A 26375-nucleotide genomic window follows, 5' to 3' on the forward strand; every position below is an offset into this window, starting at 1 on the left:
ATCATCCTGCTCCCAATGCCTGTAGCCGCTGACGCACATAGTCCGCCAGCGAACGGGGCAGCCCCGGTAGTTCAGCTGCCTGCCGGTAAGCCGTGGCCGCGTCGGCCCGCTCACCCTGGGCTTCCAGAGAAATCGCCAGCCCGACCCACCAGGGGGCCTGGCTGTCATCCCAGGCAATCAATTCGGCCCAGTAACGAGCGGCTTTGGTATTTTCTCCTTGCTGCTGCAGCAGCGTCGCAAGGGTAACCCGGTATTCTGCATGGTCTTGCACCGGCGGCAGGTTTGAGTTGAGCGTGTCGACGGCCGTCGCCAGGTCGTTGTTGGCGTGCAATGCCCGGGCTTTCAGAAGCCGTAATCTGGAATACTCGGCCGTCACGTCTTCAGGCAGCCAGCCAAGGGCCTGATTCGGCTTACCGTCCACCAGAAGCGCTCTGGCCACCACATAGCGACTGCGGGGTGCGGTTTGCACTTGTGTCAGTGCCGCAAGGCCACGCTCGGCGGCGGTGATGTTGCCCTGTGCTACCAGGCGCTCCAGCTTCCTTGCGCGGCTTCTGTCTGCAACGGCCGGGGTCTCCGGCACGTATTTGACGCCGGCGGTGGAGACCTCTTCAGGCGGTGTTTCTTCTGCTTTGACGGCTATTTTGGCGGCTATTGTTTTCTGCCTGGCAGGAGCCTCTTGCGCAGTGGATGAGGGTGAGGGTACGGCTGAAGCAGGAGGTGATCGTGCGGCTGAAGGCTCAGGCTGAGAAGCGGATGCCAGCGCTTTCACAGGTTCGTTTTCTGGCCTTTGATCCACGGCAATCGCGGCCGTTCTCTGAATACGGTGATTCGGTGTTGGCTCACTCTCCACAACCAGCGGCTCCGCTGATGAACTGTCTGCAAGCATCCAATAGCCGCCCATGACGGCGATGAGTAACACCCACATCACCACTGCGATCAACAGCAAAGGTTTGCCGTTGTGGGGCGGTTGCTGTTCACCCACATAGGCGCTTGTCGCCGCTGGCCGGTTCTGCCGCTGCTCGGCTGCGCGCAGGGCTTCATTGAGCAGGCTCATAACCACCTCGTCAGCAGGTTGGGCAAGCGGGCACTGTCGGTGTCACGGATCGCCTGCATCACGTGCCACCGACTGACCTGCCGGTCGCCCTGCCCCCATGCAGACAACAGGGCCTTGTGGGCGATGATGTTGACCAGCCGTGGAATGCCACCGGAGGAGCGGGAAATCAACCGCAGAGCCGGGGGGGAAAACAGGTTACCGCCGTTGTACCCGGCCAGTGCCAGCCGGTGCCTCAGATACTGTGCCACAGATGCCTTGTCCAATGGTGCCAGGCGGTACTGGAAGACGATTCGCTGTTGCAGCTGCCTCAGGCTTTGCCGCTGCAGCAGTTCATCCAGCTCGGGCTGGCCGAACAGTACCACCTGCAACAGCCGTGTACTTTCGGTTTCCAGATTGGTCAGTAAGCGCAGGGCCTCAATGGTTTCCTCAGGCATCGCCTGGGCTTCATCGATCACCAGCACCGCTTGCCGTTGCTCCGTGGCCAGCGCAATCAGACGCTTGTTCAGCGCTTTGAGTATCTGGTGGGTGTTGGCACAGCGGGCCACATCCACACCCAGCTCTTCGGCCACCGTTTCATAGAGGGTGTCTGGTGTCAGGTGCGGGTTGGGTATATAGGCCGTATGTGCGTTCCGCTGCAGTTCATTGAGCAATAGGCGGCATAAGAGTGTTTTGCCCGTGCCGACCTCACCGGTAATTTTGATAAAGCCTTCGCGCTCACGCAACGCCACCAACAGCAACTCCAACGCGTCGCTATGACTGCGGGCCCGCAGGAAATAGCGAGTGTTGGGCGTTAGTGCAAACGGTGCTTCTTGCAGACCGAAATGGGATTCATACATGCTAGCGCGAGGCTTTCTCCGGTTGGGGTTTGACAGACTGGGACGACTCCAGTAGTTCCCGCAGAACCTGCATTCGCTCACGGCTGGACGACACGTCAGCTCTCATCTGCTCGCTACCTGTAACCACCGGCCGCAGCAGAATAACCAGCTCGCTTTTGCGGGACTGAAAGCTGCGCTGTTTGAACAGCTCCCCAAACAGCGGGATGTCGCTGAGAAAAGGCACGGCCGAATTGCTGTCTTCGCTGGAGTCCTGGATCAGCCCGCCGATCACCACAATCTGGCCGCTTTCGGCACGGATCACACTGTCGGTCTCGCGCACGGTGCTGCGCGCCAGGGGCAGGACTACGTCACGGTCGCCGACAGTGATGATTTTTTGCTGGTCGCTGACTTCGCTAACCGACGGATGAACGTGCAAGGTAATCGCGCCGTCTTCGGCAATCTGGGGGGTCACGTCCAGGGAAATACCGGAGAAAAACGGTGTCAGTTCAACGGAAGTAGATGTCCGGTCCGTCGTCGCGCCCGCCGTATTGTTGTCATCGAAGTCAATATCGGTCACGAAGAACTCGTCAGTGCCCACCTTGATCACGGCTTTCTGGTTGTTTACGGTAGAAATTCGCGGGCTGGAGAGTATCTGCACATTGCCTTGCTCGCCCAACAGTTGGATAAGCCCGGTAAAGGTGCCTTCCTGGAAGGTGGCGGAGAACAATCCGCCAATATCGGCGGTTTTTATCGCCTGCCCGGCCAGTGATTGAGCGGTAAATTCGGCCGGCAAACCGTCGCTCGCCGTTACCGAAGAGGCACTCTGGATATCAGACCAGTTGATTCCCTGCTGATACCCCTCGTTCAGGCCAATCTCCAGAATCTTGGCCTCCAGAACAACTTGCCGCTGTATGATCAGCTGGGTGCGGCGCAGGTACTCGCCCACCTGCCTGAGGGACTCACCGCTGGCACGTACCATAACCAGGCCCGAACCTGCGTTGACGATCACCTGGCTACCGTTATCGGTTCCGATGATCATCTTCAGGGAACGCTCGATACCCTGCCAGAAATCAGATTCGGTCTCTGTGGAAATCCGCGTCCCCACCAGGTTGGCTGTGCTGCTGTCGCTCGAGCCGCCCGAGTTGGAACCGGCGTCGTTTGAGTTGTCTCGCGAGCTGCTGACCTGGCCGGAACTGACACGGGTTTCGGAACCGCCGCTGCGCTTGAAGTTCAGATAGTCAATCGAGAATAGCTGTGTCTGAATACTGTCTGCCCTTACCTGAAACAGGCGGCCATTGCGCTGGATATCCAGGCCGTAGAGGTCGCCGGTGATGTCCATGACCTCGGGCACGGTGACGTCGCGCAGGCGCAGATCAATAATGGCGTCAACATCGGGGTGAATCACCACGTTGTAACGACTTTCTACCACCAACGCTTCAAAAAAGGGACCGGCATCAAGCCCGCTCGCATTGACGTTGAACCGGTCTTCGTCATCTGCCACGGAGGACAAGGAAGGCATCAGTGCGGCGCTGACGTTTTCGGGTACGCCGGCCGGCCGCTGTTCCGCTTCACCGTGTTCTGTCTGACCAGTCTCGGCCTGGGCCATGGCCGCATCAATCGCGGCGGCGGTATCTGTCGAGGTGGCCTGACTGGTACGCATCAACGGATTGTTGCTGCAGGCACTCAGAAGTATGGCCGGCAGCAATATCAGAAACGTTCGGTTCAATGTCATAGCAGCTCGTTTGCCTGTTATTGCAAACTCCGCACCTGCGGAAGGGGTTCAAAGCGTAAAACGCGCACGCTTCCCTGGTCGACCAGCTCTACCCGGTCCGGGTGGATTCGCTGAATGCGAACGCCGTCGAATGCCTGCCCTTCCTGGCGGGCCACACCGTCGATAACCGCCACCCTGCGATCATTACCAATAAATATCGACGCTAGCGAAAATTCTTTTTGCGGTACCTGAGCCTGCGGCGTGGCACCAAAGCCATTGGGGCGGGTTGGATCTTTCAGGGCCAAGGCATTTGAGGCTGTCAGCGCCAGCATGATGATCAATAACAACCTCATATCACACGCTCCATGTCATACTCCCAGCCATGCGCGATCCATGCTCAGGGTTCGAACGCGAATCCGGACTTCGCTGTCCGGATAGTTGCTGGCATCGTATTCCAGCAGCACCCAGCCCAGGCGGACGTCCATGGCTTCGAGCGTATTCAGATACGCAAGCACATTCATGTAGCCGCCGCGCAGAACAATTTCCGCGTCGTGAGCAAACAGCAGCGGCTCTGCCGGCTCGCCGGTGTCACCGTCGGCGCTATTGCCGTCACTGTCCCCGGTGCTTTCGCGTTGCCGGTCGAATACCGGCACCGGCGCCAGCAGGTTCAGGCCCAGCAGCTCCAATGGGGCCTGAGCCGCGAGCATATCCCGCAGCAGCACAACCATCGCCTGGGGAGCAATCAACCGCCCGGTGGTTTCGGCAAGTTCGTTATTCAGCCGTTCCAGCCTTTGCTGCCGCGCCGCGAGTTGGCTTCTTAACACCTGTGACGGGTCAAACGCCAACTGTTCTGTCAGCTGCGTTTGCTGCTCCAGCAAGGATGCGTGGCTGGCCGACAAGGCTGCCTGACGGGACCGAAGCTGTTCGTTGTTCGCCATAAACGGAGCAATCGCAAGTTCCCAGCCGGCAAACAGAACCACCACGCAGGCGGTAACGGTGAGTAAGGCCCGTTCGCGCACTGGCCGTTCGTTGAACCAGGCTGCGACTTTGTCAAACTGCAGGCGAAGCGCCGGTGTCATTGCGCGGCCTCCAGGGTGGAGCCTGAGGCTACCTGAAACTCAATCATGGCTCCGCTTTCTTCGCGGCCAAGCTGAAAACTGGCAAAGGTTTTCCCCGCAAAGGCCGGCTCGGCGCCCAGCTTTTCAAGATACACCGGCACCAGCCGGCCCGCCTGCGCCTTGCCCGCCAGGCCAACGTTGCCCTGGCGGGCGTCAAGTCGGATTTGCGTTAGCCACAGGCCCGGCGGCACCTGGCGCGCCAGAGCCGATAGCGGCGCGGCAAACCCGCGGGTTTCTGCGGCAATCAGGTTTTCCACCCGGGCCAGCAATTGCTGGCGGCGCACCAGCGTTGCCGTCACGCGCTCAAGGGCCGCTTCGATGTCGGGATCGGGCTGGCGCGTCTCAATATTGCGGGTCAGCTGCTCCACGGCGCTCTGGAGCTGTTCATTCTGGCGCTGCAGAAGGTCTGCTTCTGCCTGCAACTGGGGCTGCTGATAGCGCACCACCCCCGCCGCCGTTGCAATCACAACCAGCGCCAGCACCAGAGCGGACAGGGCCGCGCCGGCCTGCAGTTTTTCCCGGCGCGGGCGCAGTTCGTCGGTGTAAAGGTCTACCTGCTGAAGAACGCCATTGGTTTTCCCGGCAACGGCCAGGCTGGCGCCCCAGGCGGTCAGGCAGCGGCTATCCGGGGGCGCATCCACATCAAAAGATGACCAGTCCAGCGTTTTAACCGTGGCAGCCACGTAGCTTGCCAGCATGGAGGACAGTGGCAGAACGTTGTCGCTGGCGACCAGTTTGATGACGGCGGGCGGCACCTGCCCTAACTGGCTTTCGTAGTAGTCCAGGGAGCGCTGCATTTCTAGCCCCAGTGATTGCACCGCGCTCTCCTGGCTGGAAGCATCGCGCAGATCGTCAGACGCTACGTCCAGCTTGCGCGACAGATACAGCGTGTTTCCCTTGCAGACGATCATTTGTCCGAAGCGTTCACGCATGTGAACCAGCGCCGTTCCGCGGCGATCAGGGTCAATGTAGGGCACCAGATTGCGCAGCGCCAGCTCGGCGATATCTATCGAAACCAACGTAAGGCTGCTATTTTTAACCAGCTCAACCAGCTCGCTCACCAAAGACTTGCGCGCGGCGACCACGTTCAGCAGATTTCCTCGCCCGCGGGAAGCGTCTTCTGGAAAGGGAAACACGTCGGATACGGCGTCGGAGGGGTTAAAGTCGAGAACGTCCTTGAGCTTCCACTTCAGAGCGTCGCCCAGCTCTGATTCGTCAACGCCTTCCGGGCGCTCCAGCTGGAATACCTGGTACTGATCAAGCGGCAAAATGAGGGTGGCGTCTGCGCCCACCCAGCGGCGCTCGCTGGCAAGAGCGCCAAGAACGCTGCTCCGCTTTGCCGGTGAGCAATCCACAAAACCAGCGGAGCCCGCAGACTCCGCCCAGGCGATACCGCTTGGGCGAACTTCCAGGTAGACGCGCTTGCGTCTACCTGGGCGGCGCAGGATTTTTGCAATGAAGCGCTGGACCATTAGAACGGGATATCATCGTCAAAATCATCCACCGGATCCGGCACGGTGTTTTTCTGCGGCGATGACGGCGCATTGGCCGGTTGTTGTTTGTAGTTTTCGTTCTGCTGGCCCTGATTGTAGCCGCCGTCTTGCTGTGGCTGATTGGCATTTTGCGGACGCGCAGGCGCCTGCTGCGGGCGATTTTGCGGCTGGCCTTGGCCCTGCTGACCCTGACTCATGCCACCGCCGTCACTATTGCGGCTGTCCAGCATCTGCATCTGGCCGCTGATATCCACAACTACTTCGGTGGTGTAAACGTCTTGGCCGTCCTTGTTCTGCCATTTGCGGGTTTGCAGTTTGCCTTCAACATAAATCTTCGAACCTTTGCGCAGGTACTGGCCCGCTATTTCCGCCACTTTGCCGAACATGACAATTTTGTGCCATTCGGTTTTTGGCACCATTTGACCGGTTTGGCGGTCTTTATAGCTTTCGTCGGTGGCTATACTCAGATTAACCACGGCGTTGCCGTTTGGGGTATAACGGGTGTCTGGGTCTTGCCCCAGGTTACCGATTAGAATGACTTTGTTGATGCCTCGTGCCATGTTCTGCTCCTGAATAAAGTGTCGTGGCGGCTCGCGCTCCTTGCGCGCCGCCAGAATTTCACGGCCTGTCAGTTTGCTGCACAAATTCCGTGTCGGCAAGCAAGGCCTCATCAAAAAACTGCCGATCTATCTTCAGATAGGCAGTCGCTGCTTCTTCCATTATAACCACATCTTTTACGCCCGGCAGGGCGCGCAGAAAACTGTCTACATCGCGATAGCTGAGCGTTGCATCTGGCTCTAACTTTAGCACAAAACCACTGGTATACCCGGGCGCCGGCATGGTCAGCGCCACCAGCAGCCACACCACCAGTACAGCCACCATCAACCCCAGCACGCCGGTTACGCCGATCTGTTGCAGCAGGTAGCCGCCCAACGCTCCGCCCAGAAAGGCGCCCATAAACTGGGAGGTAGAATACACCCCCATCGCCGTGCCTTTGCTGGCCGCCGGCGCCTCTTTACTGAGCAGCGACGGCAAACTGGCTTCCAGCAAATTGAACGCCATAAAAAAGAAAAATAGCATAAACCAGCCAGCCAGCAGGCTTTCGCCCACTCCCGACAGGGCCGCGCAAGACAGCGCCAGCAAGGCCACTGCGCCGCACAACACCGGCTTCATTTTGCGTTTTTTTTCGCCAATAATGATGAACGGCACCATGGCAACAAACGATGTGAGCATCACGCTCAGGTAAAACCACCAGTGTGAGCTGCTGGGCAGACCCAGGCGATCTTGCAGCAATGAGGGAAAAACCAGAAACAGCGCGGTAAGCACCAGGTGCAGGGCAAAAATACCAAAGTCCAGCCGCAACAGGCGTTGATCTTTCAACACCCGACCCACCATGGCTCGGGCCGGTTGCTGCTCGGCACTGACTTTTCGTTGGTGGGGCGTAGGCACCAGGCGCCACACAACCAGGAGCGCGATCAATGCCAGTGCGGCAGTCAGGTAAAAAATGCCAGATAGGCCCCATTGCGCGCCCAGGAGCGGCCCGAGTACCAAAGACACGGAAAACGAAATACCGATGGAGATACCCACCGTGGCCATGGCCCTGGTGCGTTGCTCTTCGCGGGTCAGGTCACTCAGCAATGCCATCAGCACGCTGGCAATGGCACCAGCACCTTGAAGAATCCGCCCCAGAATCACAACGTATATGGAGTCGGCTGAGCCGGCAAGCAGGCTGCCCGCCGCAAATAGAATCAAGCCAAGGTAGATCATGCGCTTGCGCCCGACCCGGTCAGACAATAAGCCGAACGGAATTTGCAGCAGCGCCTGGCTTAGCCCATAGGCACCAATGGCCAGGCCCAGCAGCGCGGGGGTTGCGCCTTCAAGCTCGCCGCCCAGCAGCACAAACACCGGCATAACCATGAACAGCCCAAGCATACGAATGGCGTACACCGACGCCAGAGCGGAAACCGAGCGTTTTTCAAGGGCGTTCATGAACAGTTCCTCAGACGTTAGCAGAGACTAAAATCAAGCGCCGTAGTGTAACAGAACCGCCACAGCCTGCGCGAAGCCGTATTACACAGCCGCAGCGCTCACAAGGCAGCGGCAGAACGCGGTATACTTATCACTTTTTCCTCGCGAGGTTATATGGACCAGATCCAGATCAAGGGTGCCCGCACCCACAATTTGAAGAACATCGACCTGGATATACCCCGGGACAAACTGATTGTGATTACCGGTTTGTCGGGCTCTGGCAAGTCATCACTGGCGTTCGACACTCTTTACGCCGAAGGCCAGCGGCGCTATGTGGAATCGCTGTCGACTTATGCCCGCCAGTTTCTGTCGATGATGGAAAAACCCGACGTGGACCATATTGAAGGCCTGTCGCCGGCCATTTCCATCGAGCAAAAATCCACATCCCATAACCCGCGCTCTACCGTTGGTACAATTACCGAGATATACGATTACCTGCGCCTGTTGTTTGCCCGCGCCGGCGAACCCCGCTGCCCCGACCACGGCCAGCCGCTGGAAGCGCAAACCGTGAGCCAAATGGTGGATCAGGTTTTAGCGATGGAAAAAGATTCGCGGTTGATGATTCTGGCCCCGGTGATTCGTGACCGCAAGGGCGAGCATCTGCAAGTGGTTGAAACCATGCGCAGCCAAGGCTTTATTCGCCTGCGGATAGACGGCACTGTTTACGACATTGATGACCTTCCGGCTCTGGACAAAAAGCGTAAACACCATATTGATGTGGTGGTCGACCGTTTCAAGGTCAAACCCGGCCTGGAACAACGCCTGGCCGAGAGCTTTGAAACCGCTTTGGCCCTGGCAGACGGCATCGCGCTAGTAGCCGCTATGGATGGCAGCGGCGAAGACACCACACTGTCAGCTCGCTATGCCTGCAACCAGTGCGGTTATGCCATCAGCGAGCTAGAGCCGCGGCTGTTCTCGTTCAACAACCCGGCAGGCGCCTGCCCTACCTGCGACGGGCTTGGCGTAAAGCAATTTTTCGACTCCGACAAAATTATCCAGCACCCGGAGGCCAATCTTGCCTCCGGCGCCATCAAGGGCTGGGACCGCCGCGCGGTGTATTACTTCCAGCTTCTTAGCAGCGTGGCCGAACACTACAATATTGATCTGGACACTCCCTGGTGCGACCTGCCCGAACCGGTGCAACAGGTGATGCTGCATGGCTCCGGCAGCGAGGACATTAGCTTCCGCTACGTAAACAGCCGCGGCCACATCATGGAACGGCTGCATTCGTTCGAGGGCATATTACCCAACCTGGAACGGCGCTACCGCGAAACCGATTCCCAAAGTGTACGGGAAGAACTGGCCCGCAACCTTAGCACCCAGACGTGCAAAGACTGCGGCGGCACACGCCTGCGCCGTTCAGCGCGCAACGTGTTTATCGACAATCGAAACCTTCCAGCCATTGCCCACCTGCCGATTGGGGAGGCGCACCGGTACGTTAGCCAACTGACACTACCGGGCGCCAGAGGCGAAATTGCCGAAAAAGTTCTGAAAGAAGTCCGCCAACGCCTGCAGTTCCTGGTAAACGTGGGGTTGGAATACCTGTCCCTTGAACGCAGCGCCGATACACTCTCCGGCGGCGAAGCCCAGCGGATACGTCTGGCGAGCCAGATTGGCGCCGGCCTGGTGGGCGTGATGTACATACTGGACGAACCGTCTATCGGCCTGCACCAGCGTGACAACGACCGCCTGCTGGAAACCCTTTACCACCTCCGTGACTTGGGTAACACCGTGATTGTGGTCGAGCACGACGAAGAAGCCATACTGGCGGCAGACCACGTTATCGACATAGGCCCGGGCGCCGGCGTACACGGCGGTCAAATTATTGCTCAAGGCAAGCCCGCAGACATACTCGCTAACCCTAATTCACTAACCGGCCAGTACCTCAACGGCACCAAGTGCATCGCTATACCCGAAAAACGTAACCCCGGATCTGGTAAGTACCTCAAACTGACCGGGGCTACCGGCAACAACCTGACTAGCGTTGACTTAGCGATACCCCTTGGCGTGATGACGTGCATAACCGGTGTTTCCGGCTCTGGTAAATCGACCCTAATCAACGGCACCCTTTACCCAATAGCCGCCACGGCATTGAACAAAGCCACAACTCTAAGCCACGGGCCTTACACCAGCATTGAAGGGATAGACCTGCTAGACAAAGTCATCGACATCGACCAAAGCCCCATCGGCCGTACACCAAGATCGAACCCAGCCACGTACACAGGACTTTTCACCCCCATCCGCGAACTGTTTTCCGGTACCCAGGAAGCACGGTCAAGAGGTTACAAGCCCGGCCGTTTTTCCTTCAACGTCAAGGGTGGACGCTGCGAAGCCTGCCAGGGCGACGGCGTCATCAAAGTAGAAATGCACTTCCTGCCAGACATCTACGTGCCCTGCGACGTCTGCAAGAGCAAACGCTACAACCGCGAAACGCTGGAAGTGCGCTATAAAGGCAAGAACATCCATGAAGTGCTGTCTATGACCGTAGAAGAAGGCCGCGAATTTTTCGACGCGGTGCCCTTCCTGGCGCGAAAACTGCAGACCCTAGTGGACGTGGGCTTGTCGTACATCCGCCTGGGCCAGAGCGCTGTTACGCTATCCGGCGGCGAAGCCCAACGGGTGAAACTCGCCAAAGAGCTGTCCAAACGCGACACCGGCCAAACCCTGTACATTCTGGACGAACCCACCACCGGCCTACACTTCTATGACATTCAGCAGTTGTTAACCGTATTGCAGCACCTACGCGACCACGGCAACACCATCGTGGTCATAGAACACAATCTGGACGTCATTAAAACCGCAGACTGGATAGTCGACCTGGGCCCCGAAGGCGGGTCCGGCGGGGGCCTGATCGTCGCGGAAGGGACGCCAGAGCAAGTAGCAGAAAACAAAGCCAGCCACACTGGTCGCTACCTAAAACCCTTGCTAGAAAAGCAAAAAGAGGCCCAACGATCTTAGATAGCAGATAGCAGATAGGGACAGATTTGAAATCTGTCCCTTGGGTGACACGAGATCGGGGACGGATTTGAAATCCGTCCCCTTAGTTTTAACCCCCCATATCACCCAGCCAAGCAGAAATTCACACACTTTCCCCCAGACAAAAAAAACCGGCTACCCAAAGGTACCCGGCTTTTTTCAGACAAATACAGAGCTATAACACTCTACTACTCGTCAACTTCTTCCGCTTCAATATCCAGCGGACGACCGATCAGCTCGACATATGCCATAGGGGCACTGTCGCCTGCGCGGAAACCGCACTTCAGGATACGAAGATATCCACCCGGACGCTCGTTGTAACGGGGGCCCAGCTGAGTAAACAGCTTGGCAACCGCTGCATCGTCACGCAGACGCGCAAACGCCAGACGACGATTCGCGACCGAATCGATTTTAGCCAGAGTAATCAAAGGTTCCGCTACCCGACGAAGCTCTTTAGCCTTCGGCAACGTTGTTTTGATCAACTCGTGCTCAACCAGTGACGCAGACATGTTCCGAAACATGGCCTTGCGATGCGCACTGGTCCTGTTGAACTTACGACCACTCTTACGATGACGCATTGCTCTGATTCCTTAGCTTAACTAATCGGCGATTAACCGCCCAAAACCCGGTCATCACCACGAAGGCTTGCCGGCGGCCAGTTATCAAGACGCATTCCCAGAGACAAACCACGGGACGCTAATACGTCCTTGATCTCTGTCAGCGACTTTTTACCCAGGTTAGGCGTCTTCAACAGCTCAACTTCTGTGCGCTGAATCAAATCGCCGATGTAGTAAATGTTCTCAGCCTTCAAGCAGTTGGCGGAACGTACTGTCAGCTCCAGATCATCAACCGGGCGCAGCAGAATCGGATCAATTTCTTCCTCTTCCTCAACACGCTCTGGTTCTTTTTCATGATCAAAATCAACAAACACGGCCAATTGCTGCTGGAGAATGGTAGCGGCCCGGCGAATGGCTTCTTCCGGATCGATAGTACCATTAGTCTCCAGATCAATAACCAGCTTGTCGAGGTCGGTACGCTGCTCTACCCGTGCACTTTCCACAGAATAAGCAACGCGTCGAACCGGGCTGAACGTAGCATCCAGCTGCAGACGTCCGATGGCACGAGTTTCGTCCTCATCCAGACCGCGCTGATCAGCGGGTTCATAGCCGCGACCCCGGGCAATGCTCAGACGCATGTTAATTTCACCATTTTCGCTCAGGTGACAGATAACGTGTTCCGGATTGGTGATCTCGACATCATGATCCAACTTTATATCTCCGGCTGTAACAACACCCGGACCCTTCTTGCTGAGCATAAGCTCGGCATCGTCACGGCCGTGCATTTTTACAGCAACGCCCTTAAGATTCAAAAGAATCTCTATGACGTCTTCCTGGACACCGTCAATGGCGCTGTACTCGTGCAACACACCGTCAATCTGCGCTTCAGTAACAGCGCAGCCCGGCATCGAAGACAAGAGAATACGGCGTAACGCACTGCCCAGAGTGTGACCGAAACCTCTTTCAAGAGGCTCCAGGGTGACCTTGGCACGCGTGGAACCGGATTCCTTCACGTCAATGGTACGAGGTGTCAATAACTCATGTACTGAACGCTGCATAGACGCCCCTATCTGCTATCGTTGCTAACTGGGCTTTACTTAGAGTAAAGCTCGACGATGAGGTTCTCGTTGATGTCGGCCGGCAATTCAATCCGTGTTGGCACTGAACTGTAAACGCCGGACATCTTAGTGGCGTCGACATCTACCCAGCTCACCGCTGCGCGACCGGAGGCCAAGTCCAGAGCGCCTTTAACGCGCAACTGGTTTTTGGCTTTTTCACGCACGCTCAGAACATCACCCGGCTTAACCTGGTAGGAAGGAATATTCACAACCTTGTCGTTGACCAGAATTGCCTTGTGAGAAACGAGCTGGCGGCACTCCGCGCGGGTTGAACCAAAACCCATACGGTAAGCAACGTTATCAAGACGCGCTTCCAGAAGTTGCAGCAGATTTTCACCCGTTGCGCCTTTCAGGCGAGCCGCTTCTTTATAATAGTTGCGGAACTGCTTTTCCAGTACGCCGTAAATACGACGAACTTTCTGTTTTTCCCGCAGCTGGACGCCGTATTCCGACAGACGACCGCGACGCGCACCGTGCATACCCGGGGGGGTTTCAAGGTTGCACTTGGTGTCGAGAGCGCGAACACCGCTTTTCAGAAAAAGATCTGTCCCTTCACGACGAGACAGTTTGCACTTCGGGCCTATGTAACGAGCCATAATTACTGTCTCCTGTGTTAGACGCGGCGCTTTTTAGGCGGGCGACATCCATTATGGGGAATCGGCGTCACATCTGTGATGTTGCTGATCTTGTAGCCGCACGAGTTAAGCGCACGAACTGCAGATTCACGACCAGGGCCGGGGCCCTTGACTTCAACATCCAGGTTTTTAAGGCCGTATTCAGCAGCCGCATTACCGGCTCTTTCAGCTGCTACCTGCGCAGCAAAAGGTGTACTCTTACGTGAACCGCGGAAACCAGAACCACCAGCAGTGGCCCAGGACAATACGTTGCCCTGGCGGTCCGAAATGGTCACGATAGTGTTGTTGAAGGAAGCGTGAATGTGCGCGACGCCATCAACAACCGTTTTTTTCACCTTTTTACGGGTACGTGTACCTGGCTTTGCCATGTTTGCCTACCTGTTACTTACGAATAGGTTTGCGCGGACCTTTACGGGTGCGAGCGTTGGTCTTGGTGCGCTGGCCGCGGACTGGAAGCCCGTGACGGTGACGCAGACCACGATGACATCCGAGATCCTTCAAACGCTTGATGTTCATCTGTACTTCACGACGCAGATCGCCTTCGACGGTGCCTTTAGTCACATCAGTACGAAGTGATTCCAGCTGTTCGTCAGTCAAGTCTTTGACTTTGACGTCCGGCTTGACGCCGGTTGCATCGCAAAGCTTTTGAGCTGTTGTTTTGCCTACACCAAAAATATAGGTGAGCGATACAACAACATGTTTGTGATCGGGTATATTGACACCGGCTATACGTGCCATCCAAATTACTCCGCGTTCAAAGCTATGCTGTGTGAATTGTCCGCCACTAAAAGGGCGCGAAACAATAACGCCTGACCCGGCATCGAGTCAAGCGCTATCATCGTACACCTTTTACAAGCAAGGATTTTTCCCGAAGGTATTAACCCTGACGTTGCTTGTGGCGAGGCTCCGAGCAAATGACCCTTACGGCGCCATTGCGACGAATTACTTTGCAGTTACGGCAAATTTTCTTTACCGAAGCGCGTACTTTCATTGTCGACTCCAGTTTTCAAGGGGAACGGGTTTACCCGTTCCGACCATAGCCCTTGAGATTGGACTTCTTCATCAGCGATTCATACTGGTGAGACATCAGGTGCGACTGAACCTGGGCCATGAAGTCCATCACTACGACTACAACAATCAGCAGAGACGTACCGCCCAAATAGAAGGGTACGTTCCCGGCTACCATCAGGAACTGAGGGAACAGGGAAACTGCTGCAATGTACATTGCTCCGAACAATGTCAAACGGGTAAGAACGCCATCAATGTACTTGGCTGTTTGCTCACCCGGACGAATGCCCGGAATAAAAGCGCCTGAGCGCTTGAGGTTATCCGCGACTTCCCGTGGGTTGTACATCAGAGCCGTATAGAAGAAGCAGAAAAATACCACTGCTGCCGCGAACAGAATAATATACAAGGGCTGACTGGGCGCAAGTGCCTGGGAAATATCGCTCAACCACTCCATGCCTTCACCCTGACCAAACCACTGGCCCAGCGATGCCGGGAACAACAGAATGGACGATGCAAAGATGGGCGGAATAACACCGGCCATATTCACTTTCAAGGGCAAATGGCTGGACTGCTGGGCAAATACCCGGCCGCCCTGCTGCCTCTTGGCGTAGTTAATCGTCAATCGGCGCTGACCGCGCTCCATGAACACCACAAAACCGATGACGGCAATTGCCAGAACACCGATACCAAGTACCAACAACAAGCTCATTTCACCGTTACGGGCCTGCTCCAGGGTCTGACCGATCGCGCCGGGTAACCCGGCAACGATACCGGCGAAAATCAACAGTGAAATGCCGTTACCGACACCCCGCTCGGTGATCTGCTCGCCCAGCCACATCATGAAGACTGCACCACTAACAAACGATACAACCGCCACAAAGTGGAAGCTGAGAGTGTCATTGAAGGTGACGCCCTGCGACGCCAAACCGACAGAAATACCAGTACCCTGAAGCAGGGCCAGGATTACGGTACCGTACCGCGTATATTGGCTCATCTTACGACGACCTGCCTCGCCTTCTTTTTTCAACTGCTCCAGCGTCGGGCTGACCGCTGTCATGAGCTGCATGATAATAGAAGCCGATATATACGGCATGATACCCAGCGCAAAGATACTCATGCGCTCAAGTGCACCACCGGAAAACATGTTGAACATGCTCAGGATTGTGCCCTGATTCTGCTCAAACAGTGCCGCCAAGCGGTCGGGGTTTATACCAGGCACCGGAATGTGGGCACCAATTCGGTACACAAGCAATGCCAGAAAGACAAACCAGAGCCGCGAACGCAGCTCTGCCAGTCCTTTACCCGCGCCCGCAGGCAATGATGCTGTCTTGGCCATTTAGTCCTCGACTCGCGTTAGTCTTCTACTTTGCCGCCCGCGGCGATAATCGCCTCGCGTGCGCCTTTGGTCACTCGCAAACCCTGCACAGTCACTGCGCGGTCAATTTCACCGGACAACATGACCTTTGCTTCGCGAATTTCGTCGCGAATGATGTCTGCTTTTTTCAAAGCGTCGAGGTCGACAACATCGCCTTCTACCTTCGCCAGTTCATTCAGGCGAATTTCAGCAACGTAACGCTGCTGACGAGACGTGAAGCCGAACTTCGGCAAACGACGGGCCAACGGCTGCTGACCGCCCTCAAAACCGGGGGCAACGCTGCCGCCGGAACGGGCTTTCAGACCCTTGTGGCCGCGGCCACAAGTTTTGCCGAAACCACAACCGATACCACGACCAACGCGCCTTGCGTTGGGACGTGAACCGGGTTCTGGAGCTAGTTCGTTCAGACGCATCTTAGTTCTCCTCAACCCGAACCAGGTAATCTACCCGGTTAGCCATACCGCGAATGGAAGGAGTATCTTCCAAGACTACGGACTGGCCAATTTTACGAAGACCCAGGCCCTTCACACAAAGCTTGTGCTTGGGCTGGCAGCCGATTGGGCTGCGGATCAGTGTAACTGTGATCGTTTTTGCGTTCGCCATGACTTCAACCCAGAATGTCTTCGACGGATTTACCGCGCTTGGCTGCAATATCTTCTGGCGCTTGCATTGCCTGAAGACCCTTGATGGTGGAACGTATCACGTTCACCGGGTTGGTAGAGCCATAGCACTTAGACAGTACGTTATGGACACCAGCCACTTCCAACACAGCGCGCATGGCGCCACCAGCAATAATGCCGGTACCATCGGACGCAGGCTTCATGAACACCCGTGAACCACCGTGCTGTGCCCGAACCGGGTACTGCAGGGTGGTGCCGTCCAGCGGCACGTCAACCATATTTCTGCGCGCAGCTTCCATGGCTTTCTGTATCGCAACCGGCACTTCACGCGCCTTGCCACGACCAAAACCAACACGCCCTTTACCATCACCCACTACAGTCAATGCGGTAAAAGCAAAAACGCGCCCGCCTTTTACTACCTTGGCAACGCGGTTTACCTGAACCAGCTTTTCCTGGAGCTCAGGCGCCTTCTGTTCGTTAACGCTCATCTTCCCCACCTCTTAGAATTGCAAGCCAGCTTCGCGGGCTGCGTCGGCCAGAGCCTGCACACGGCCGTGATAACGGTAACCGGAGCGGTCAAAAGCAACCTGCTCAACACCCGCCGCCTTGGCGCGTTCAGCAATCAGCTGACCGACCTTTTTAGCAGCATCCACGTTACCGGTCGCACCCTGGCGCAGTTCCTTATCCAACGTGGAGGCAGTGGCCAGCACTTGGCTGCCATCTGCTGTCGTAACCTGGGCGTACATATGACGCGGTGTGCGGTGAACGCACAGACGGTTTGTACCCAGCTCACGAATTTTCATGCGCACTTTACGTGCGCGACGTAATCTTTCGTTATTCGCGCTCATAGTCCCGCCCTATTTCTTCTTGGCTTCTTTGCGTCTTACCTGCTCATCCGCATAACGTACACCTTTGCCTTTATAAGGCTCGGGCGGACGGAAGGCGCGGATTTCAGCGGCGACTTGGCCAACCTGTTGCTTGTCGATACCGCGAATAATCACTTCCGTGTTTGACGGAGTTTCAACGGTAATTCCCTCGGGCAGCTCGTACGCAACGGGGTGAGAAAAACCCAGTGTCAGATTGAGCTTCGTACCTTGCGCCTGAGCCCGGTAACCCACACCGATCAGCTGGAGCTTACGCTCGAAGCCTGCGGTAACGCCGGTCACCATATTACTGACCAAAGCGCGGGTTGTACCAGCAAGAGCGCGGGACTGTTTAGCACCATCACGGGCTGCAAAGCGTAGGAGATTTTCTTCCTGCTTTACTTCAACCGCTTGGTGGATTGAAAACTGAAGCGCTCCTTTGGAGCCCTTTACGTTGATTTCCTGACCGTTCAGCTCCACTTCAACACCGGGAGGCAGCACGACAGGATTATTGGCAACCCTGGACATGTGTTTCTCCTAGAATACGGTGCAGATGACTTCGCCACCTACGCCGGCAGCACGTGCGGCGCGGTCTGTCATTACGCCCTGAGACGTAGAAACAATCGCGACTCCCAAACCACCGGATACTTTCGGTAGCTTCGCAGCGCCTTTGTACTGGCGCAAACTCGGACGGCTAACACGGTCGATAGATTCAATAACCGGCTTGCCACCAAAGTACTTCAGAGTAATCGTCAGCTCAGGCTTGATGTCAGCCGTAACAACAAAATCTGCAACGTAACCTTCGTCCTTCAGGACTTGTGCCACGGAGATTTTCATCTTCGAGGACGGCATCTTAACGTCTGCTTTCAATGCCATCTGGGCATTACGGATACGTGTGAACATATCCGCAAGCGTGTCTTGCATGCTCATTGGTATGAGGCTCCTGATCTTTTTAGTTGTGCAGCGGCGCGCCGCACCGCTTACCAACAGGCTCCCGACCGCAGTCAGGAAGCCTATCTTACCAGCTTGCTTTGGTCAGACCCGGAACGTCACCGCGCATGCCGTACTCGCGGAGTTTAATCCGTGAAAGTTCGAACTTACGCAAGACGCCGTGTGGGCGACCCGTTATCTGGCAACGATTACGAAGACGCGAAGGAGATGCATCGCGAGGAAGCTGTTGTAGCTTCATCTGTGCATTCCAGCGGTCATCATCGCTGGTATTGGGGTTCTTGATAATTGCCTTGATCCCAGCACGCTTCGCTGCATATTTCGCAACGGTTAGCTCGCGCTTGAGCTCACGGTTTTTCATGGAAACCTTTGCCATTACTCTCGTTCCTTATTTCTTGAACGGAAAGCCAAACGCTTTCAACAGTTCACGACCTTCATCGTCGGTACCGGCAGAGGTGGTAATGGTAATATCCAGACCACGAATCTTATCAACCCTGTCGTATTCAATCTCAGGGAAGATGATCTGCTCACGCACACCCATGCTGTAGTTACCACGGCCGTCGAACGACTTTGGGTTCAGACCGCGGAAGTCACGAATGCGGGGAACCGCAATGTGCACCAGACGATCAAAAAATTCCCACATACGCTCGCCACGCAGAGTAACCTTGCAACCAATTGGCCAACCTTCACGGACTTTAAAACCCGCAACCGATTTGCGCGCCTTGGTCACAACCACTTTCTGACCCGCCAGGCGCTCAAGATCAGCGACTGCGTTATCAATCAGCTTTTTGTCACCGATAGCTTCACCAACACCCATGTTCAGGGTGATTTTCTGAATACGCGGCACCTGCATGATGTTCTTGTAGCCGAACTCCTGCTGCAGGGCGGGTATCACTTCCGTACTGTACTGCTCTTTCATGTTCAGCATCGTAACCACCACCGCTTACTGGTTATCGACAGCTTCTTTCGTCGCTTTGAAGATCCGCTGTTTTGCGCCGTCTTCCTTAATCTGGAAGCCAACACGATCGGCTTTGCCGGTCTGCGGATTAAAAATAGCCACGTTAGAAGCCTGGATAGGCGCTTCTTTTTCGACGATGCCACCAGGGGTGCTCAGCGCCGGGTTTGGTTTGGTGTGCTTCTTCATCATGTTGATGCCAGAAACAACCACCTTACCATCGTCCTGAACTTTCAGGACTTTACCACGTTTGCCTTTGTCTTTCCCCGTAGTGACGATTACTTCGTCATCTCGTTTGATCTTTTTCATGTCCGGCCTCTGGTCCTTTAAAGTACTTCGGGTGCCAGTGAGATAATCTTCATGAACTTCTCATTTCGCAGTTCACGGGTAACCGGTCCGAAGATACGGGTACCAATGGGTGCGTCCTGGGCGTTCAGAAGTACGGCCGCGTTGCCGTCAAAACGGATCAGAGATCCATCTGGACGACGCACACCTTTACGGGTGCGCACTACGACAGCCTTCAGTACCTGGCCTTTTTTTACTTTACCGCGGGGAATGGCTTCCTTAACGGTTACCTTTATAATGTCCCCGATTGCAGCATAACGCCTGTGTGAACCGCCCAGGACCTTGATGCACATCACCTGACGCGCACCGCTGTTATCCGCGACTTCAAGCATTGTTTGAGTCTGAATCATGGTTGTTCTCCGGGCGATTTACACCTTGGATGCATGTTCAGTGACTTCCACTAAGGCCCAGCTTTTGGTCTTGGAGACCGGGCGGGTTTCCTTAATGATCACAGTGTCACCGATATTGCACTGGTTGCTCTCATCGTGAGCATGGATCTTGGTTGAACGCTTCATGTACTTACCGTACAGAGGGTGCTTTACCTGACGCTCGACCAACACCACGATGGACTTCTCCATCTTGTTGCTCACGACCTTGCCGCTCAGAGTTCTGGCAGTTTGGGTAGTTTCGGTCATGTCACTGTCCTGCCTTTTCGTTCAATACTGTTTTCACGCGAGCAATATCACGCTTCACCCCAGGGAGAAGATGAGACTGATTCAGCTGACCTGTCGCCTTACGCATGCGCAGGTTAAACTGCTCCTTCAGGAGACCGATCAGCTCTTTGTTCAGCTCCTCGGCTGACTTTGCACGCAGCTCTGTTGCTTTCATCACATCACCGTCCTCGTTACGAAGGTGGTCTGTACCGGCAGCTTCGCAGCCGCCAGAGTGAAAGCTTCGCGTGCGATTTCTTCAGTCACACCTTCCATCTCATAGAGCATACGGCCCGGCTGAATTTCAGCCACCCAGTACTCGACAGAACCTTTACCTTTACCCATACGAACTTCCAGCGGCTTGCCAGTAATCGGCTTGTCCGGGAAGACGCGAATCCAAATCTTACCACCCCGCTTGATCTTACGGGTCATGGTACGACGTGCGGCTTCAATCTGGCGAGCAGTTATACGCCCGCGAGTAACCGCCTTCAATCCGTATTCACCGAAGCTCACCTTGTTAGCGCGGTGAGCAAGGCCGGTGTTGCGGCCCTTCATTACCTTGCGAAATTTGGTGCGTTTTGGTTGCAGCATAAGAGTGCCCCTTTACTTAGAACCTTTCTTCCCAGAGGCTTTCTTGTCAGCACGGACCTGTTCCATACCACCAAGAATCTCACCTTTGAAGATCCATACCTTGACGCCGATTACGCCGTAAGTGGTATGCGCTTCGTAGGTTCCGTAATCAATATCTGCACGTAATGTGTGCAGCGGAACACGACCTTCGCGATACCACTCGGAACGGGCAATTTCAGCTCCCCCGAGACGACCGCCAACCTGAATCTTGATACCCTTGGCGCCTTGACGCATAGCGTTCTGTACCGCGCGCTTCATAGCACGACGGAACATCACACGGCGCTCCAGCTGACCGGCAACGTTTTGCGCTACCAAACGGGCATCCAGGTCCGGCTTGCGGACTTCTTCGATGTTGATGTGCACAGGCACACCCATCATGTCGCTGACTTCACGACGAAGACGGTCAACATCTTCACCCTTCTTCCCGATAACAATACCCGGGCGGGCGGTATGGATCGTGATACGGGCGTTCTGAGCAGGGCGCTCGATCACAATCTTGCTGACAGACGCCTTTACCAGACGCTTGTCGAGGAATTCACGAACCTGAATGTCGTTCAACAGGTTTTTCGCGTAGTCCTTTTTATCGGCGTACCATACTGAGTTGTGCTCTTTGATCACACCCAGGCGAAAGCCGATCGGATTTACTTTATGACCCATCTGAGCATCTCCTACTTGTCGGCGACCTTGACGGTGATATGGCAGGTGCGCTTCATAATTCTGTCAGCGCGCCCCTTGGCTCGAGCTTTAATTCGCTTGAGCGTTGGGCCCTCATCCACCATAACAGTGGAGACCCGCAGATCATCTACGTCCAGACCTTCGTTATGCTCAGCGTTAGCAATTGCGGACTCAAGAGCTTTCTTGAGAATCCCAGCTGCTTTCTTAGGGCTGAAAGTCAAAATATTCAGAGCGTCCTCAACAGCCTTGCCGCGAACCTGATCGGCAACAAGACGAGCTTTCTGAGCTGAGAGGCGAGCGCCCTTATACTTGGCTGCTACTTCCATTTCATTTCCCCTCACAATCAGCGTTTCGCTTTCTTGTCGGCCGAATGGCCACGATAAGTACGCGTTGCTGCGAACTCACCTAGTTTATGACCGACCATATCTTCGGTGACATAAACCGGCACGTGTTGCTTACCGTTGTGGACTGCGATGGTCAAGCCTACGAACTCTGGGAAAATCGTGGAACGGCGCGACCAGGTCTTAATTGGTCGCTTGTCGTTCACTTCCAGAGCTGCCTCGACCTTCTTCAACAGATGCAGGTCTATGAAAGGACCTTTCTTTAAAGAACGTGGCACAGCATTTACCTCTATGTAGTCGTTTACTTGGCTGAACGACGACGTACTATCATCTTATCAGTACGCTTGTTCTTACGAGTCTTATGCCCTTTGGTCGGAACACCCCATGGAGTAACTGGGTGACGCCCGCCAGAGGTACGCCCTTCACCACCACCGTGTGGGTGGTCAACTGGGTTCATAGCCACACCGCGTACCGTTGGACGCTTTCCGCGCCAACGTGATGCACCCGCTTTACCAAGCCGCTTGAGACTGTGTTCACTGTTGGATACTTCACCCAACGTAGCACGGCAATCAACAAGCACCTTTCGCATTTCACCTGAGCGCAGGCGGATAGTCGCGTAAGCGCCTTCCCGAGCAACCAGCTGTACGGATGCGCCCGCAGAGCGAGCCAACTGTGCACCTTTACCAGGCTTGAGCTCAACGCAATGGATCACAGAACCAACCGGGATATTCCGCAGCGGCAATGTACTTCCCACCTTGATAGGCGCGTCGATTCCTGAGCGCACAGGCTCACCGATCTGCATGCCCTTGGGAGCGATAATGTAACGGCGCTCGCCATCGGCGTACTTGATCAGCGCGATGTGCGCCGAGCGGTTAGGATCGTATTCAATGCGCTCGATTGTCGCAGGAATACCATCTTTAATCCGCTTGAAGTCTATTATGCGGTAGTGCTGTTTATGGCCACCACCGATGTGACGGGTAGTGATACGGCCATTATTATTACGGCCACCCGACTTGCTTTGCGATTCGACCAACGGTTCGTAAGGGCGCCCTTTGTGTAAATCCGGGTTGTACAGCTTTACAACGTGACGGCGTCCGGGAGATGTTGGCTTGGTTTTGACGATCGGCATATTACGACCCCTTTACCTTATTCCACATCCAGAAAATCGATGTCCTGACCTTCAGCCAGCTTTACATAAGCCTTACGAATGTCATTACGCTTGCCGAACCCGCGAGCTGTGCGTTTAAGCTTGCCCTTACGATTCAGAACCTGAACACCTTCGACGGTGACGTTGAACAATTGCTCAACGGCTTTTTTTATCTCGGGCTTGGTGGCGTCCGGGGCGACCCGAAACACTACCTGACCGTGTTCGGCCACACGAGATGCTTTCTCCGATACGTGAGGCCCTAAAAGAACCTTATAGATACGTTCCTGATTCATCCCAGCATCTCCTCGATTTTCTTCAGAGCGGGAACAGTCACCACGATTTTCTCGTGAGCAACCAGGCTAACCGGATCCAGACCAGCAACATCACGCACATCGACGTGAGGCACGTTGCGCGAGGCCAGGTGCAGGTTCTGATCAAGATTTTCCGACAGGATCAGCACGTTGCTTAAACCCATGTCAGCCAATTTGGCAGTAAAGGCCTTGGTCTTGGGGGTGTCGATTGAAAAATCGTCAACCACAATCAGGCGCTCCTGACGGACCAGCTCGGACAAAATGGAGCGCATTGCAGCGCGGTACATTTTACGGTTTACCTTTTGCGCGTAGCTGCGAGGCTTCGCTGCAAAGGTAACACCACCGGAGCGCCAAATTGGGCTGCGGATAGTACCAGCACGGGCACGACCAGTACCCTTCTGACGCCAAGGCTTCTTACCACCACCCCTGACTTCTGAACGGGTCTTCTGAGCCTTGGTACCCTGACGGCCAGCAGCCATATAGGCTACAACTACCTGGTGAACCAGTGCTTCATTAAAATCTTTTGCGAAAGTAGCCTCGGAAACCGTAATTCCCTGACCGCTACCTGTAATTGTCAATTCCATCGAACCGCTCCTCAGGCTTTAACAGCAGGCTTGATGACAACATCGCCACCAGTCGCGCCGGGGACGGCACCACTAACCAGCAGAAGATTGCGCTCAGCGTCGACACGGACAATTTTCAGGTTCTGCACAGTAACCTGCGCATTACCCATCTGGCCCGCCATCTTTTTGCCTTTGAATACCTTGCCCGGAGTCTGGTTTTGACCAATGGAACCCGGAGCACGGTGAGACAGGGAGTTACCGTGGGTAGCATCCTGCATGGCGAAGTTCCAGCGCTTTACGCCACCCTGGAAACCTTTACCTTTAGATGTACCTGTGGTGTCAACGGCCTGACCGTCTTCAAAGACTGACGCAGTAATTTCGCCGCCGGCAACCAGGTCTTCACCTTCGCCGTCTGCCAAACGAAATTCCCATACGCTACGGCCCGCTTCTACACCGGCTTTTGCGAAATGGCCTGCCGCACTCTTGTTAACACGAGAGGAACGACGCGAACCCACGGTTATCTGAACCGCACGGTAGCCGTCGTTTTCAAGAGTTTTAAGTTGGGTGATGCGGTTAGAATCAACCTCGATCACCGTTACGGGCAACGCTTGCCCGTCTTCCGTAAATATACGGGTCATACCGGCCTTACGACCGACGATACCAATTGCCATGTTTCACCTCTAAGTGTACGGGGCTTGCACCCTCTATGGCCTTATGACAGTTACACAGGTTAATACCGGGCGGTATTAACCGAGGCTGATCTGAACGTCTACACCTGCTGCCAGGTCTAGTTTCATCAAAGCATCTACTGTCTTTTCCGTCGGCTCAACAATGTCGAGCAAACGCTTATGGGTACGAATTTCATACTGGTCGCGCGCGTCTTTGTTGACGTGCGGTGAAACCAGAATCGTGAACTTTTCCTTGCGCGTAGGCAATGGAATAGGTCCGCGCACCTGAGCGCCGGTCCGCTTAGCGGTGTCGACAATCTCTTGCGTAGACTGGTCGATCAGGCGGTAATCGAACGCCTTCAACCGAATCCGAATCTTTTGGCTTTGCATGTTGCACCAAACTCCACTCGTAGCAGCGAACCCGTCGCTGACCTTCAAAAAAGGAGCCGCATTGTATGCATAATAAACAACCCTGTCAACAGCTATGCTGATTGGCTCGGCCGACGCATACATTGCAACTGAAATAGGAAAAGGGGCTGATCAAGTCAGCCCCTTTTCCAGACCCTACGAGTAGATTACTCGAGAATCTTGGCAACAACACCGGCGCCTACGGTACGGCCGCCTTCGCGAATCGCGAAGCGCAGACCATCTTCCATGGCGATCGGAGCAATCAACGTCACTTCCATCTTCACGTTATCACCTGGCATAACCATTTCTACGCCTTCTGGCAACTCACAAGCACCGGTGACATCGGTGGTACGGAAGTAGAACTGCGGGCGATAGCCCTTGAAGAACGGCGTATGACGACCGCCTTCGTTTTTGCTCAGTACGTACACTTCGCACTCAAACTTGGTGTGCGGCTTCATGCTGCCTGGCTTACACAGAACCTGACCACGCTCAACGTCGTCACGCTTGGTGCCGCGCAACAGTACGCCAACGTTCTCGCCTGCACGACCTTCGTCGAGCAGCTTGCGGAACATTTCAACGCCGGTGCAAACCGTTTTGACCGTGTCTTTGAGACCAACGATTTCCACTTCTCCGCCAATCTTGACAACACCACGCTCTACACGACCGGTTACAACTGTACCACGGCCAGAGATAGAGAATACGTCTTCGATAGGCATCAGGAACGGCAGATTAATCGCACGCTCAGGCTCGGGGATGTACGAATCCAGCGCTTCTACCAGCTTACGAACAGCGGTAGTGCCCATTTCGTTGTCATCACGACCTTCCAGAGCCATCAACGCAGAACCGGTGATGATCGGAGTGTCGTCAGCCGGGAAGTCGTACATTTCCAGCAGATCGCGTACTTCCATTTCTACCAGCTCAAGCAGCTCTTCATCGTCAACCATGTCCGCTTTGTTCAGGAACACAACGATGTAAGGAACGCCTACCTGACGTGACAGCAGGATGTGCTCGCGGGTCTGCGGCATGGGGCCGTCAGCAGCGGAGCAAACCAGGATAGCGCCGTCCATCTGCGCCGCACCGGTGATCATGTTTTTCACATAGTCAGCGTGGCCCGGGCAATCTACGTGTGCGTAGTGACGGTTCGGGGAATCGTACTCAACGTGAGACGTGGCGATGGTAATACCACGCGCCCGTTCTTCCGGAGCGTTATCGATCGAATCGAAGGCGCTCGCAGAACCTGTTCCCCATACGTCGTGACATACACGCGTCAGGGCAGCTGTCAGAGTGGTCTTACCATGGTCAACGTGACCAATGGTGCCCACGTTCAAGTGTGGCTTCTTACGTTCGAATTTAGATTTAGACA

Annotated in this window: 38 protein-coding genes; 1 reads left to right on the plus strand and 37 read right to left on the minus strand. The window is 55.3% G+C overall.

Features of this window, described 5'->3' with window-relative positions:
• Position 1: 1 nt before the first annotated feature.
• Genes A3OI_RS0107740 through A3OI_RS0107780 form a run of 8 tightly spaced genes read right to left on the minus strand, consistent with a single transcriptional unit; the run spans position 2 to position 8180 of the window.
• Positions 2–1054 carry a tetratricopeptide repeat protein gene (locus tag A3OI_RS0107740; protein WP_018403725.1) on the minus strand — a complete coding sequence of 351 codons (1053 nt, stop codon included), beginning with the start codon at positions 1052–1054 and terminating at the stop codon, positions 2–4.
• Positions 1051–1890, minus strand: a complete 840-nt coding sequence (locus A3OI_RS0107745) for an ExeA family protein (RefSeq protein ID WP_018403726.1) — start codon at positions 1888–1890, stop codon at positions 1051–1053. Before A3OI_RS0107745 ends, A3OI_RS0107740 begins: the two co-directional genes overlap by 4 nt.
• A 1-nt stretch (position 1891) precedes the next feature.
• Positions 1892–3601, minus strand: coding sequence for a pilus (MSHA type) biogenesis protein MshL (gene mshL, locus A3OI_RS0107750; protein WP_018403727.1), 1710 nt, complete (start codon positions 3599–3601; stop codon positions 1892–1894).
• A 17-nt stretch (positions 3602–3618) separates the two neighbouring features.
• On the minus strand, positions 3619–3933 hold the full coding sequence (locus tag A3OI_RS0107755; protein WP_018403728.1) for a hypothetical protein: 315 nt from the start codon (positions 3931–3933) through the stop codon (positions 3619–3621).
• A gap of 15 nt (positions 3934–3948) precedes the next feature.
• On the minus strand, positions 3949–4659 hold the full coding sequence (gspM, locus tag A3OI_RS0107760; protein WP_018403729.1) for a type II secretion system protein GspM: 711 nt from the start codon (positions 4657–4659) through the stop codon (positions 3949–3951).
• Positions 4656–6170 (minus strand): PilN domain-containing protein, encoded by a 1515-nt coding sequence (locus A3OI_RS23765; RefSeq protein WP_018403730.1) that lies wholly within the window; start codon positions 6168–6170, stop codon positions 4656–4658. Before A3OI_RS23765 ends, gspM begins: the two co-directional genes overlap by 4 nt.
• Positions 6170–6751, minus strand: coding sequence for a single-stranded DNA-binding protein (gene ssb / locus A3OI_RS0107775; protein WP_026224070.1), 582 nt, complete (start codon positions 6749–6751; stop codon positions 6170–6172). Before ssb ends, A3OI_RS23765 begins: the two co-directional genes overlap by 1 nt.
• 58 nt (positions 6752–6809) lie before the next feature.
• On the minus strand, positions 6810–8180 hold the full coding sequence (locus A3OI_RS0107780; RefSeq protein ID WP_018403732.1) for an MFS transporter: 1371 nt from the start codon (positions 8178–8180) through the stop codon (positions 6810–6812).
• Positions 8181–8333: 153 nt separating this feature from the next.
• Between A3OI_RS0107780 and uvrA the strand changes: the two genes are divergently transcribed.
• Positions 8334–11177 carry an excinuclease ABC subunit UvrA gene (gene uvrA, locus A3OI_RS0107785; RefSeq protein WP_018403733.1) on the plus strand — a complete coding sequence of 948 codons (2844 nt, stop codon included), beginning with the start codon at positions 8334–8336 and terminating at the stop codon, positions 11175–11177.
• Positions 11178–11383: 206 nt separating this feature from the next.
• Here uvrA and rplQ read toward each other — a convergent pair whose 3' ends face one another.
• The 29 genes from rplQ to tuf form a co-directional block, all read right to left on the minus strand.
• A complete protein-coding gene (gene rplQ / locus A3OI_RS0107790; protein ID WP_018403734.1) occupies positions 11384–11773 on the minus strand; it encodes a 50S ribosomal protein L17 in 390 nt (129 codons plus the stop codon).
• 32 nt (positions 11774–11805) lie between these two features.
• Positions 11806–12810 (minus strand): DNA-directed RNA polymerase subunit alpha, encoded by a 1005-nt coding sequence (locus tag A3OI_RS0107795; RefSeq protein WP_018403735.1) that lies wholly within the window; start codon positions 12808–12810, stop codon positions 11806–11808.
• A gap of 35 nt (positions 12811–12845) precedes the next feature.
• Positions 12846–13466 carry a 30S ribosomal protein S4 gene (gene rpsD, locus A3OI_RS0107800; protein WP_018403736.1) on the minus strand — a complete coding sequence of 207 codons (621 nt, stop codon included), beginning with the start codon at positions 13464–13466 and terminating at the stop codon, positions 12846–12848.
• A 17-nt stretch (positions 13467–13483) separates the two neighbouring features.
• Positions 13484–13873: a 30S ribosomal protein S11 gene (gene rpsK, locus A3OI_RS0107805; RefSeq protein ID WP_018403737.1), complete on the minus strand. Its 390-nt coding sequence runs from the start codon at positions 13871–13873 to the stop codon at positions 13484–13486.
• Positions 13874–13886: 13 nt separating this feature from the next.
• Complete coding sequence (rpsM, locus tag A3OI_RS0107810) at positions 13887–14243, minus strand: 30S ribosomal protein S13 (RefSeq protein ID WP_018403738.1); 357 nt, start codon at positions 14241–14243, stop codon at positions 13887–13889.
• Positions 14244–14382: 139 nt separating this feature from the next.
• Positions 14383–14496, minus strand: coding sequence for a 50S ribosomal protein L36 (rpmJ, locus tag A3OI_RS21760; protein ID WP_007350481.1), 114 nt, complete (start codon positions 14494–14496; stop codon positions 14383–14385).
• Positions 14497–14526: 30 nt separating this feature from the next.
• Positions 14527–15849, minus strand: coding sequence for a preprotein translocase subunit SecY (gene secY, locus A3OI_RS0107815; RefSeq protein WP_018403739.1), 1323 nt, complete (start codon positions 15847–15849; stop codon positions 14527–14529).
• A 17-nt stretch (positions 15850–15866) separates the two neighbouring features.
• Positions 15867–16301 carry a 50S ribosomal protein L15 gene (gene rplO / locus A3OI_RS0107820; RefSeq protein WP_018403740.1) on the minus strand — a complete coding sequence of 145 codons (435 nt, stop codon included), beginning with the start codon at positions 16299–16301 and terminating at the stop codon, positions 15867–15869.
• Position 16302: 1 nt separating this feature from the next.
• The gene (rpmD, locus tag A3OI_RS0107825; protein WP_007350484.1) at positions 16303–16491 is read right to left on the minus strand and encodes a 50S ribosomal protein L30; all 189 of its coding nucleotides are present in this window, start codon (positions 16489–16491) and stop codon (positions 16303–16305) included.
• 4 nt (positions 16492–16495) lie between these two features.
• Complete coding sequence (gene rpsE / locus A3OI_RS0107830) at positions 16496–16996, minus strand: 30S ribosomal protein S5 (protein ID WP_018403741.1); 501 nt, start codon at positions 16994–16996, stop codon at positions 16496–16498.
• 12 nt (positions 16997–17008) lie between these two features.
• The gene (gene rplR, locus A3OI_RS0107835; protein ID WP_007350486.1) at positions 17009–17356 is read right to left on the minus strand and encodes a 50S ribosomal protein L18; all 348 of its coding nucleotides are present in this window, start codon (positions 17354–17356) and stop codon (positions 17009–17011) included.
• 9 nt (positions 17357–17365) lie between these two features.
• Positions 17366–17899 (minus strand): 50S ribosomal protein L6, encoded by a 534-nt coding sequence (gene rplF / locus A3OI_RS0107840; RefSeq protein WP_018403742.1) that lies wholly within the window; start codon positions 17897–17899, stop codon positions 17366–17368.
• A gap of 9 nt (positions 17900–17908) precedes the next feature.
• Entirely contained in the window at positions 17909–18301 is a 393-nt protein-coding gene (rpsH, locus tag A3OI_RS0107845) for a 30S ribosomal protein S8 (protein WP_018403743.1), read from the minus strand.
• Positions 18302–18389: 88 nt separating this feature from the next.
• Positions 18390–18695 (minus strand): 30S ribosomal protein S14, encoded by a 306-nt coding sequence (rpsN, locus tag A3OI_RS0107850; RefSeq protein WP_018403744.1) that lies wholly within the window; start codon positions 18693–18695, stop codon positions 18390–18392.
• 12 nt (positions 18696–18707) lie between these two features.
• Positions 18708–19247: a 50S ribosomal protein L5 gene (gene rplE, locus A3OI_RS0107855; protein ID WP_018403745.1), complete on the minus strand. Its 540-nt coding sequence runs from the start codon at positions 19245–19247 to the stop codon at positions 18708–18710.
• A gap of 15 nt (positions 19248–19262) precedes the next feature.
• Complete coding sequence (gene rplX / locus A3OI_RS0107860) at positions 19263–19583, minus strand: 50S ribosomal protein L24 (RefSeq protein WP_018403746.1); 321 nt, start codon at positions 19581–19583, stop codon at positions 19263–19265.
• Positions 19584–19600: 17 nt separating this feature from the next.
• Positions 19601–19969 (minus strand): 50S ribosomal protein L14, encoded by a 369-nt coding sequence (rplN, locus tag A3OI_RS0107865; protein WP_007350492.1) that lies wholly within the window; start codon positions 19967–19969, stop codon positions 19601–19603.
• Positions 19970–19987: 18 nt separating this feature from the next.
• Positions 19988–20254: a 30S ribosomal protein S17 gene (rpsQ, locus tag A3OI_RS0107870; protein ID WP_007350493.1), complete on the minus strand. Its 267-nt coding sequence runs from the start codon at positions 20252–20254 to the stop codon at positions 19988–19990.
• A 1-nt stretch (position 20255) separates the two neighbouring features.
• Positions 20256–20447, minus strand: coding sequence for a 50S ribosomal protein L29 (gene rpmC / locus A3OI_RS0107875; RefSeq protein WP_007350494.1), 192 nt, complete (start codon positions 20445–20447; stop codon positions 20256–20258).
• Positions 20447–20860 (minus strand): 50S ribosomal protein L16, encoded by a 414-nt coding sequence (rplP, locus tag A3OI_RS0107880; RefSeq protein ID WP_007350495.1) that lies wholly within the window; start codon positions 20858–20860, stop codon positions 20447–20449. Before rplP ends, rpmC begins: the two co-directional genes overlap by 1 nt.
• Before the next feature lie 12 nt (positions 20861–20872).
• Positions 20873–21556 carry a 30S ribosomal protein S3 gene (gene rpsC, locus A3OI_RS0107885; RefSeq protein WP_007350496.1) on the minus strand — a complete coding sequence of 228 codons (684 nt, stop codon included), beginning with the start codon at positions 21554–21556 and terminating at the stop codon, positions 20873–20875.
• A gap of 11 nt (positions 21557–21567) precedes the next feature.
• Entirely contained in the window at positions 21568–21900 is a 333-nt protein-coding gene (gene rplV, locus A3OI_RS0107890; RefSeq protein ID WP_007350497.1) for a 50S ribosomal protein L22, read from the minus strand.
• A 17-nt stretch (positions 21901–21917) separates the two neighbouring features.
• Positions 21918–22193, minus strand: coding sequence for a 30S ribosomal protein S19 (gene rpsS, locus A3OI_RS0107895; RefSeq protein ID WP_007350498.1), 276 nt, complete (start codon positions 22191–22193; stop codon positions 21918–21920).
• Positions 22194–22216: 23 nt separating this feature from the next.
• The gene (gene rplB / locus A3OI_RS0107900) at positions 22217–23044 is read right to left on the minus strand and encodes a 50S ribosomal protein L2 (protein ID WP_018403747.1); all 828 of its coding nucleotides are present in this window, start codon (positions 23042–23044) and stop codon (positions 22217–22219) included.
• A gap of 17 nt (positions 23045–23061) precedes the next feature.
• Complete coding sequence (gene rplW / locus A3OI_RS0107905) at positions 23062–23355, minus strand: 50S ribosomal protein L23 (RefSeq protein WP_007350500.1); 294 nt, start codon at positions 23353–23355, stop codon at positions 23062–23064.
• Positions 23352–23957, minus strand: a complete 606-nt coding sequence (gene rplD, locus A3OI_RS0107910) for a 50S ribosomal protein L4 (RefSeq protein WP_018403748.1) — start codon at positions 23955–23957, stop codon at positions 23352–23354. The genes rplW and rplD overlap by 4 nt, the downstream gene beginning before the upstream one ends.
• Before the next feature lie 11 nt (positions 23958–23968).
• Complete coding sequence (gene rplC / locus A3OI_RS0107915) at positions 23969–24607, minus strand: 50S ribosomal protein L3 (protein WP_018403749.1); 639 nt, start codon at positions 24605–24607, stop codon at positions 23969–23971.
• Between the two features lie 75 nt (positions 24608–24682).
• The gene (gene rpsJ, locus A3OI_RS0107920; protein ID WP_007350503.1) at positions 24683–24994 is read right to left on the minus strand and encodes a 30S ribosomal protein S10; all 312 of its coding nucleotides are present in this window, start codon (positions 24992–24994) and stop codon (positions 24683–24685) included.
• A gap of 185 nt (positions 24995–25179) precedes the next feature.
• Positions 25180–26375 (minus strand): elongation factor Tu (gene tuf, locus A3OI_RS0107925; protein ID WP_018403750.1); only part of this gene is annotated, 1196 nt, incomplete at its 5' end.

Origin of the sequence: Marinobacter gelidimuriae (genome assembly GCF_000372805.1) — a bacterium.
Taxonomy (GTDB): domain Bacteria; phylum Pseudomonadota; class Gammaproteobacteria; order Pseudomonadales; family Oleiphilaceae; genus Marinobacter; species Marinobacter gelidimuriae.

What these genes read in the sequence shown, in the direction of transcription:
- rpsM (WP_018403738.1), bottom strand. Translation starts at nt 14,243, where the DNA reads ATGGCACGTATAGCCGGTGTCAATATACCCGATCACAAACATGTTGTT.
- rplP (WP_007350495.1), bottom strand. Translation starts at nt 20,860, where the DNA reads ATGCTGCAACCAAAACGCACCAAATTTCGCAAGGTAATGAAGGGCCGC.
- rpsQ (WP_007350493.1), bottom strand. Translation starts at nt 20,254, where the DNA reads ATGACCGAAACTACCCAAACTGCCAGAACTCTGAGCGGCAAGGTCGTG.
- A3OI_RS0107795 (WP_018403735.1), bottom strand. Translation starts at nt 12,810, where the DNA reads ATGCAGCGTTCAGTACATGAGTTATTGACACCTCGTACCATTGACGTG.
- A3OI_RS0107755 (WP_018403728.1), bottom strand. Translation starts at nt 3,933, where the DNA reads ATGAGGTTGTTATTGATCATCATGCTGGCGCTGACAGCCTCAAATGCC.
- A3OI_RS23765 (WP_018403730.1), bottom strand. Translation starts at nt 6,170, where the DNA reads ATGGTCCAGCGCTTCATTGCAAAAATCCTGCGCCGCCCAGGTAGACGC.
- rpmD (WP_007350484.1), bottom strand. Translation starts at nt 16,491, where the DNA reads ATGGCGAACGCAAAAACGATCACAGTTACACTGATCCGCAGCCCAATC.
- rplW (WP_007350500.1), bottom strand. Translation starts at nt 23,355, where the DNA reads ATGAATCAGGAACGTATCTATAAGGTTCTTTTAGGGCCTCACGTATCG.
- rplD (WP_018403748.1), bottom strand. Translation starts at nt 23,957, where the DNA reads ATGGAATTGACAATTACAGGTAGCGGTCAGGGAATTACGGTTTCCGAG.
- rpsD (WP_018403736.1), bottom strand. Translation starts at nt 13,466, where the DNA reads ATGGCTCGTTACATAGGCCCGAAGTGCAAACTGTCTCGTCGTGAAGGG.
- ssb (WP_026224070.1), bottom strand. Translation starts at nt 6,751, where the DNA reads ATGGCACGAGGCATCAACAAAGTCATTCTAATCGGTAACCTGGGGCAA.
- A3OI_RS0107740 (WP_018403725.1), bottom strand. Translation starts at nt 1,054, where the DNA reads ATGAGCCTGCTCAATGAAGCCCTGCGCGCAGCCGAGCAGCGGCAGAAC.
- rplO (WP_018403740.1), bottom strand. Translation starts at nt 16,301, where the DNA reads ATGCGTCTGAACGAACTAGCTCCAGAACCCGGTTCACGTCCCAACGCA.
- rplF (WP_018403742.1), bottom strand. Translation starts at nt 17,899, where the DNA reads ATGTCCAGGGTTGCCAATAATCCTGTCGTGCTGCCTCCCGGTGTTGAA.
- gspM (WP_018403729.1), bottom strand. Translation starts at nt 4,659, where the DNA reads ATGACACCGGCGCTTCGCCTGCAGTTTGACAAAGTCGCAGCCTGGTTC.
- rplC (WP_018403749.1), bottom strand. Translation starts at nt 24,607, where the DNA reads ATGGCAATTGGTATCGTCGGTCGTAAGGCCGGTATGACCCGTATATTT.
- mshL (WP_018403727.1), bottom strand. Translation starts at nt 3,601, where the DNA reads ATGACATTGAACCGAACGTTTCTGATATTGCTGCCGGCCATACTTCTG.
- uvrA (WP_018403733.1), top strand. Translation starts at nt 8,334, where the DNA reads ATGGACCAGATCCAGATCAAGGGTGCCCGCACCCACAATTTGAAGAAC.
- rpmJ (WP_007350481.1), bottom strand. Translation starts at nt 14,496, where the DNA reads ATGAAAGTACGCGCTTCGGTAAAGAAAATTTGCCGTAACTGCAAAGTA.
- rplX (WP_018403746.1), bottom strand. Translation starts at nt 19,583, where the DNA reads ATGAAAAAGATCAAACGAGATGACGAAGTAATCGTCACTACGGGGAAA.
- rplB (WP_018403747.1), bottom strand. Translation starts at nt 23,044, where the DNA reads ATGCCGATCGTCAAAACCAAGCCAACATCTCCCGGACGCCGTCACGTT.
- rpmC (WP_007350494.1), bottom strand. Translation starts at nt 20,447, where the DNA reads ATGAAAGCAACAGAGCTGCGTGCAAAGTCAGCCGAGGAGCTGAACAAA.
- rplN (WP_007350492.1), bottom strand. Translation starts at nt 19,969, where the DNA reads ATGATTCAGACTCAAACAATGCTTGAAGTCGCGGATAACAGCGGTGCG.
- rpsH (WP_018403743.1), bottom strand. Translation starts at nt 18,301, where the DNA reads ATGAGCATGCAAGACACGCTTGCGGATATGTTCACACGTATCCGTAAT.
- rpsK (WP_018403737.1), bottom strand. Translation starts at nt 13,873, where the DNA reads ATGGCAAAGCCAGGTACACGTACCCGTAAAAAGGTGAAAAAAACGGTT.
- rplR (WP_007350486.1), bottom strand. Translation starts at nt 17,356, where the DNA reads ATGAGCGCGAATAACGAAAGATTACGTCGCGCACGTAAAGTGCGCATG.
- rpsC (WP_007350496.1), bottom strand. Translation starts at nt 21,556, where the DNA reads ATGGGTCATAAAGTAAATCCGATCGGCTTTCGCCTGGGTGTGATCAAA.
- rpsJ (WP_007350503.1), bottom strand. Translation starts at nt 24,994, where the DNA reads ATGCAAAGCCAAAAGATTCGGATTCGGTTGAAGGCGTTCGATTACCGC.
- rpsE (WP_018403741.1), bottom strand. Translation starts at nt 16,996, where the DNA reads ATGAGCGTTAACGAACAGAAGGCGCCTGAGCTCCAGGAAAAGCTGGTT.
- A3OI_RS0107780 (WP_018403732.1), bottom strand. Translation starts at nt 8,180, where the DNA reads ATGAACGCCCTTGAAAAACGCTCGGTTTCCGCTCTGGCGTCGGTGTAC.
- rplQ (WP_018403734.1), bottom strand. Translation starts at nt 11,773, where the DNA reads ATGCGTCATCGTAAGAGTGGTCGTAAGTTCAACAGGACCAGTGCGCAT.
- secY (WP_018403739.1), bottom strand. Translation starts at nt 15,849, where the DNA reads ATGGCCAAGACAGCATCATTGCCTGCGGGCGCGGGTAAAGGACTGGCA.
- rpsN (WP_018403744.1), bottom strand. Translation starts at nt 18,695, where the DNA reads ATGGCAAAGGTTTCCATGAAAAACCGTGAGCTCAAGCGCGAGCTAACC.
- A3OI_RS0107745 (WP_018403726.1), bottom strand. Translation starts at nt 1,890, where the DNA reads ATGTATGAATCCCATTTCGGTCTGCAAGAAGCACCGTTTGCACTAACG.
- rplV (WP_007350497.1), bottom strand. Translation starts at nt 21,900, where the DNA reads ATGGAAGTAGCAGCCAAGTATAAGGGCGCTCGCCTCTCAGCTCAGAAA.
- rplE (WP_018403745.1), bottom strand. Translation starts at nt 19,247, where the DNA reads ATGCTGAACATGAAAGAGCAGTACAGTACGGAAGTGATACCCGCCCTG.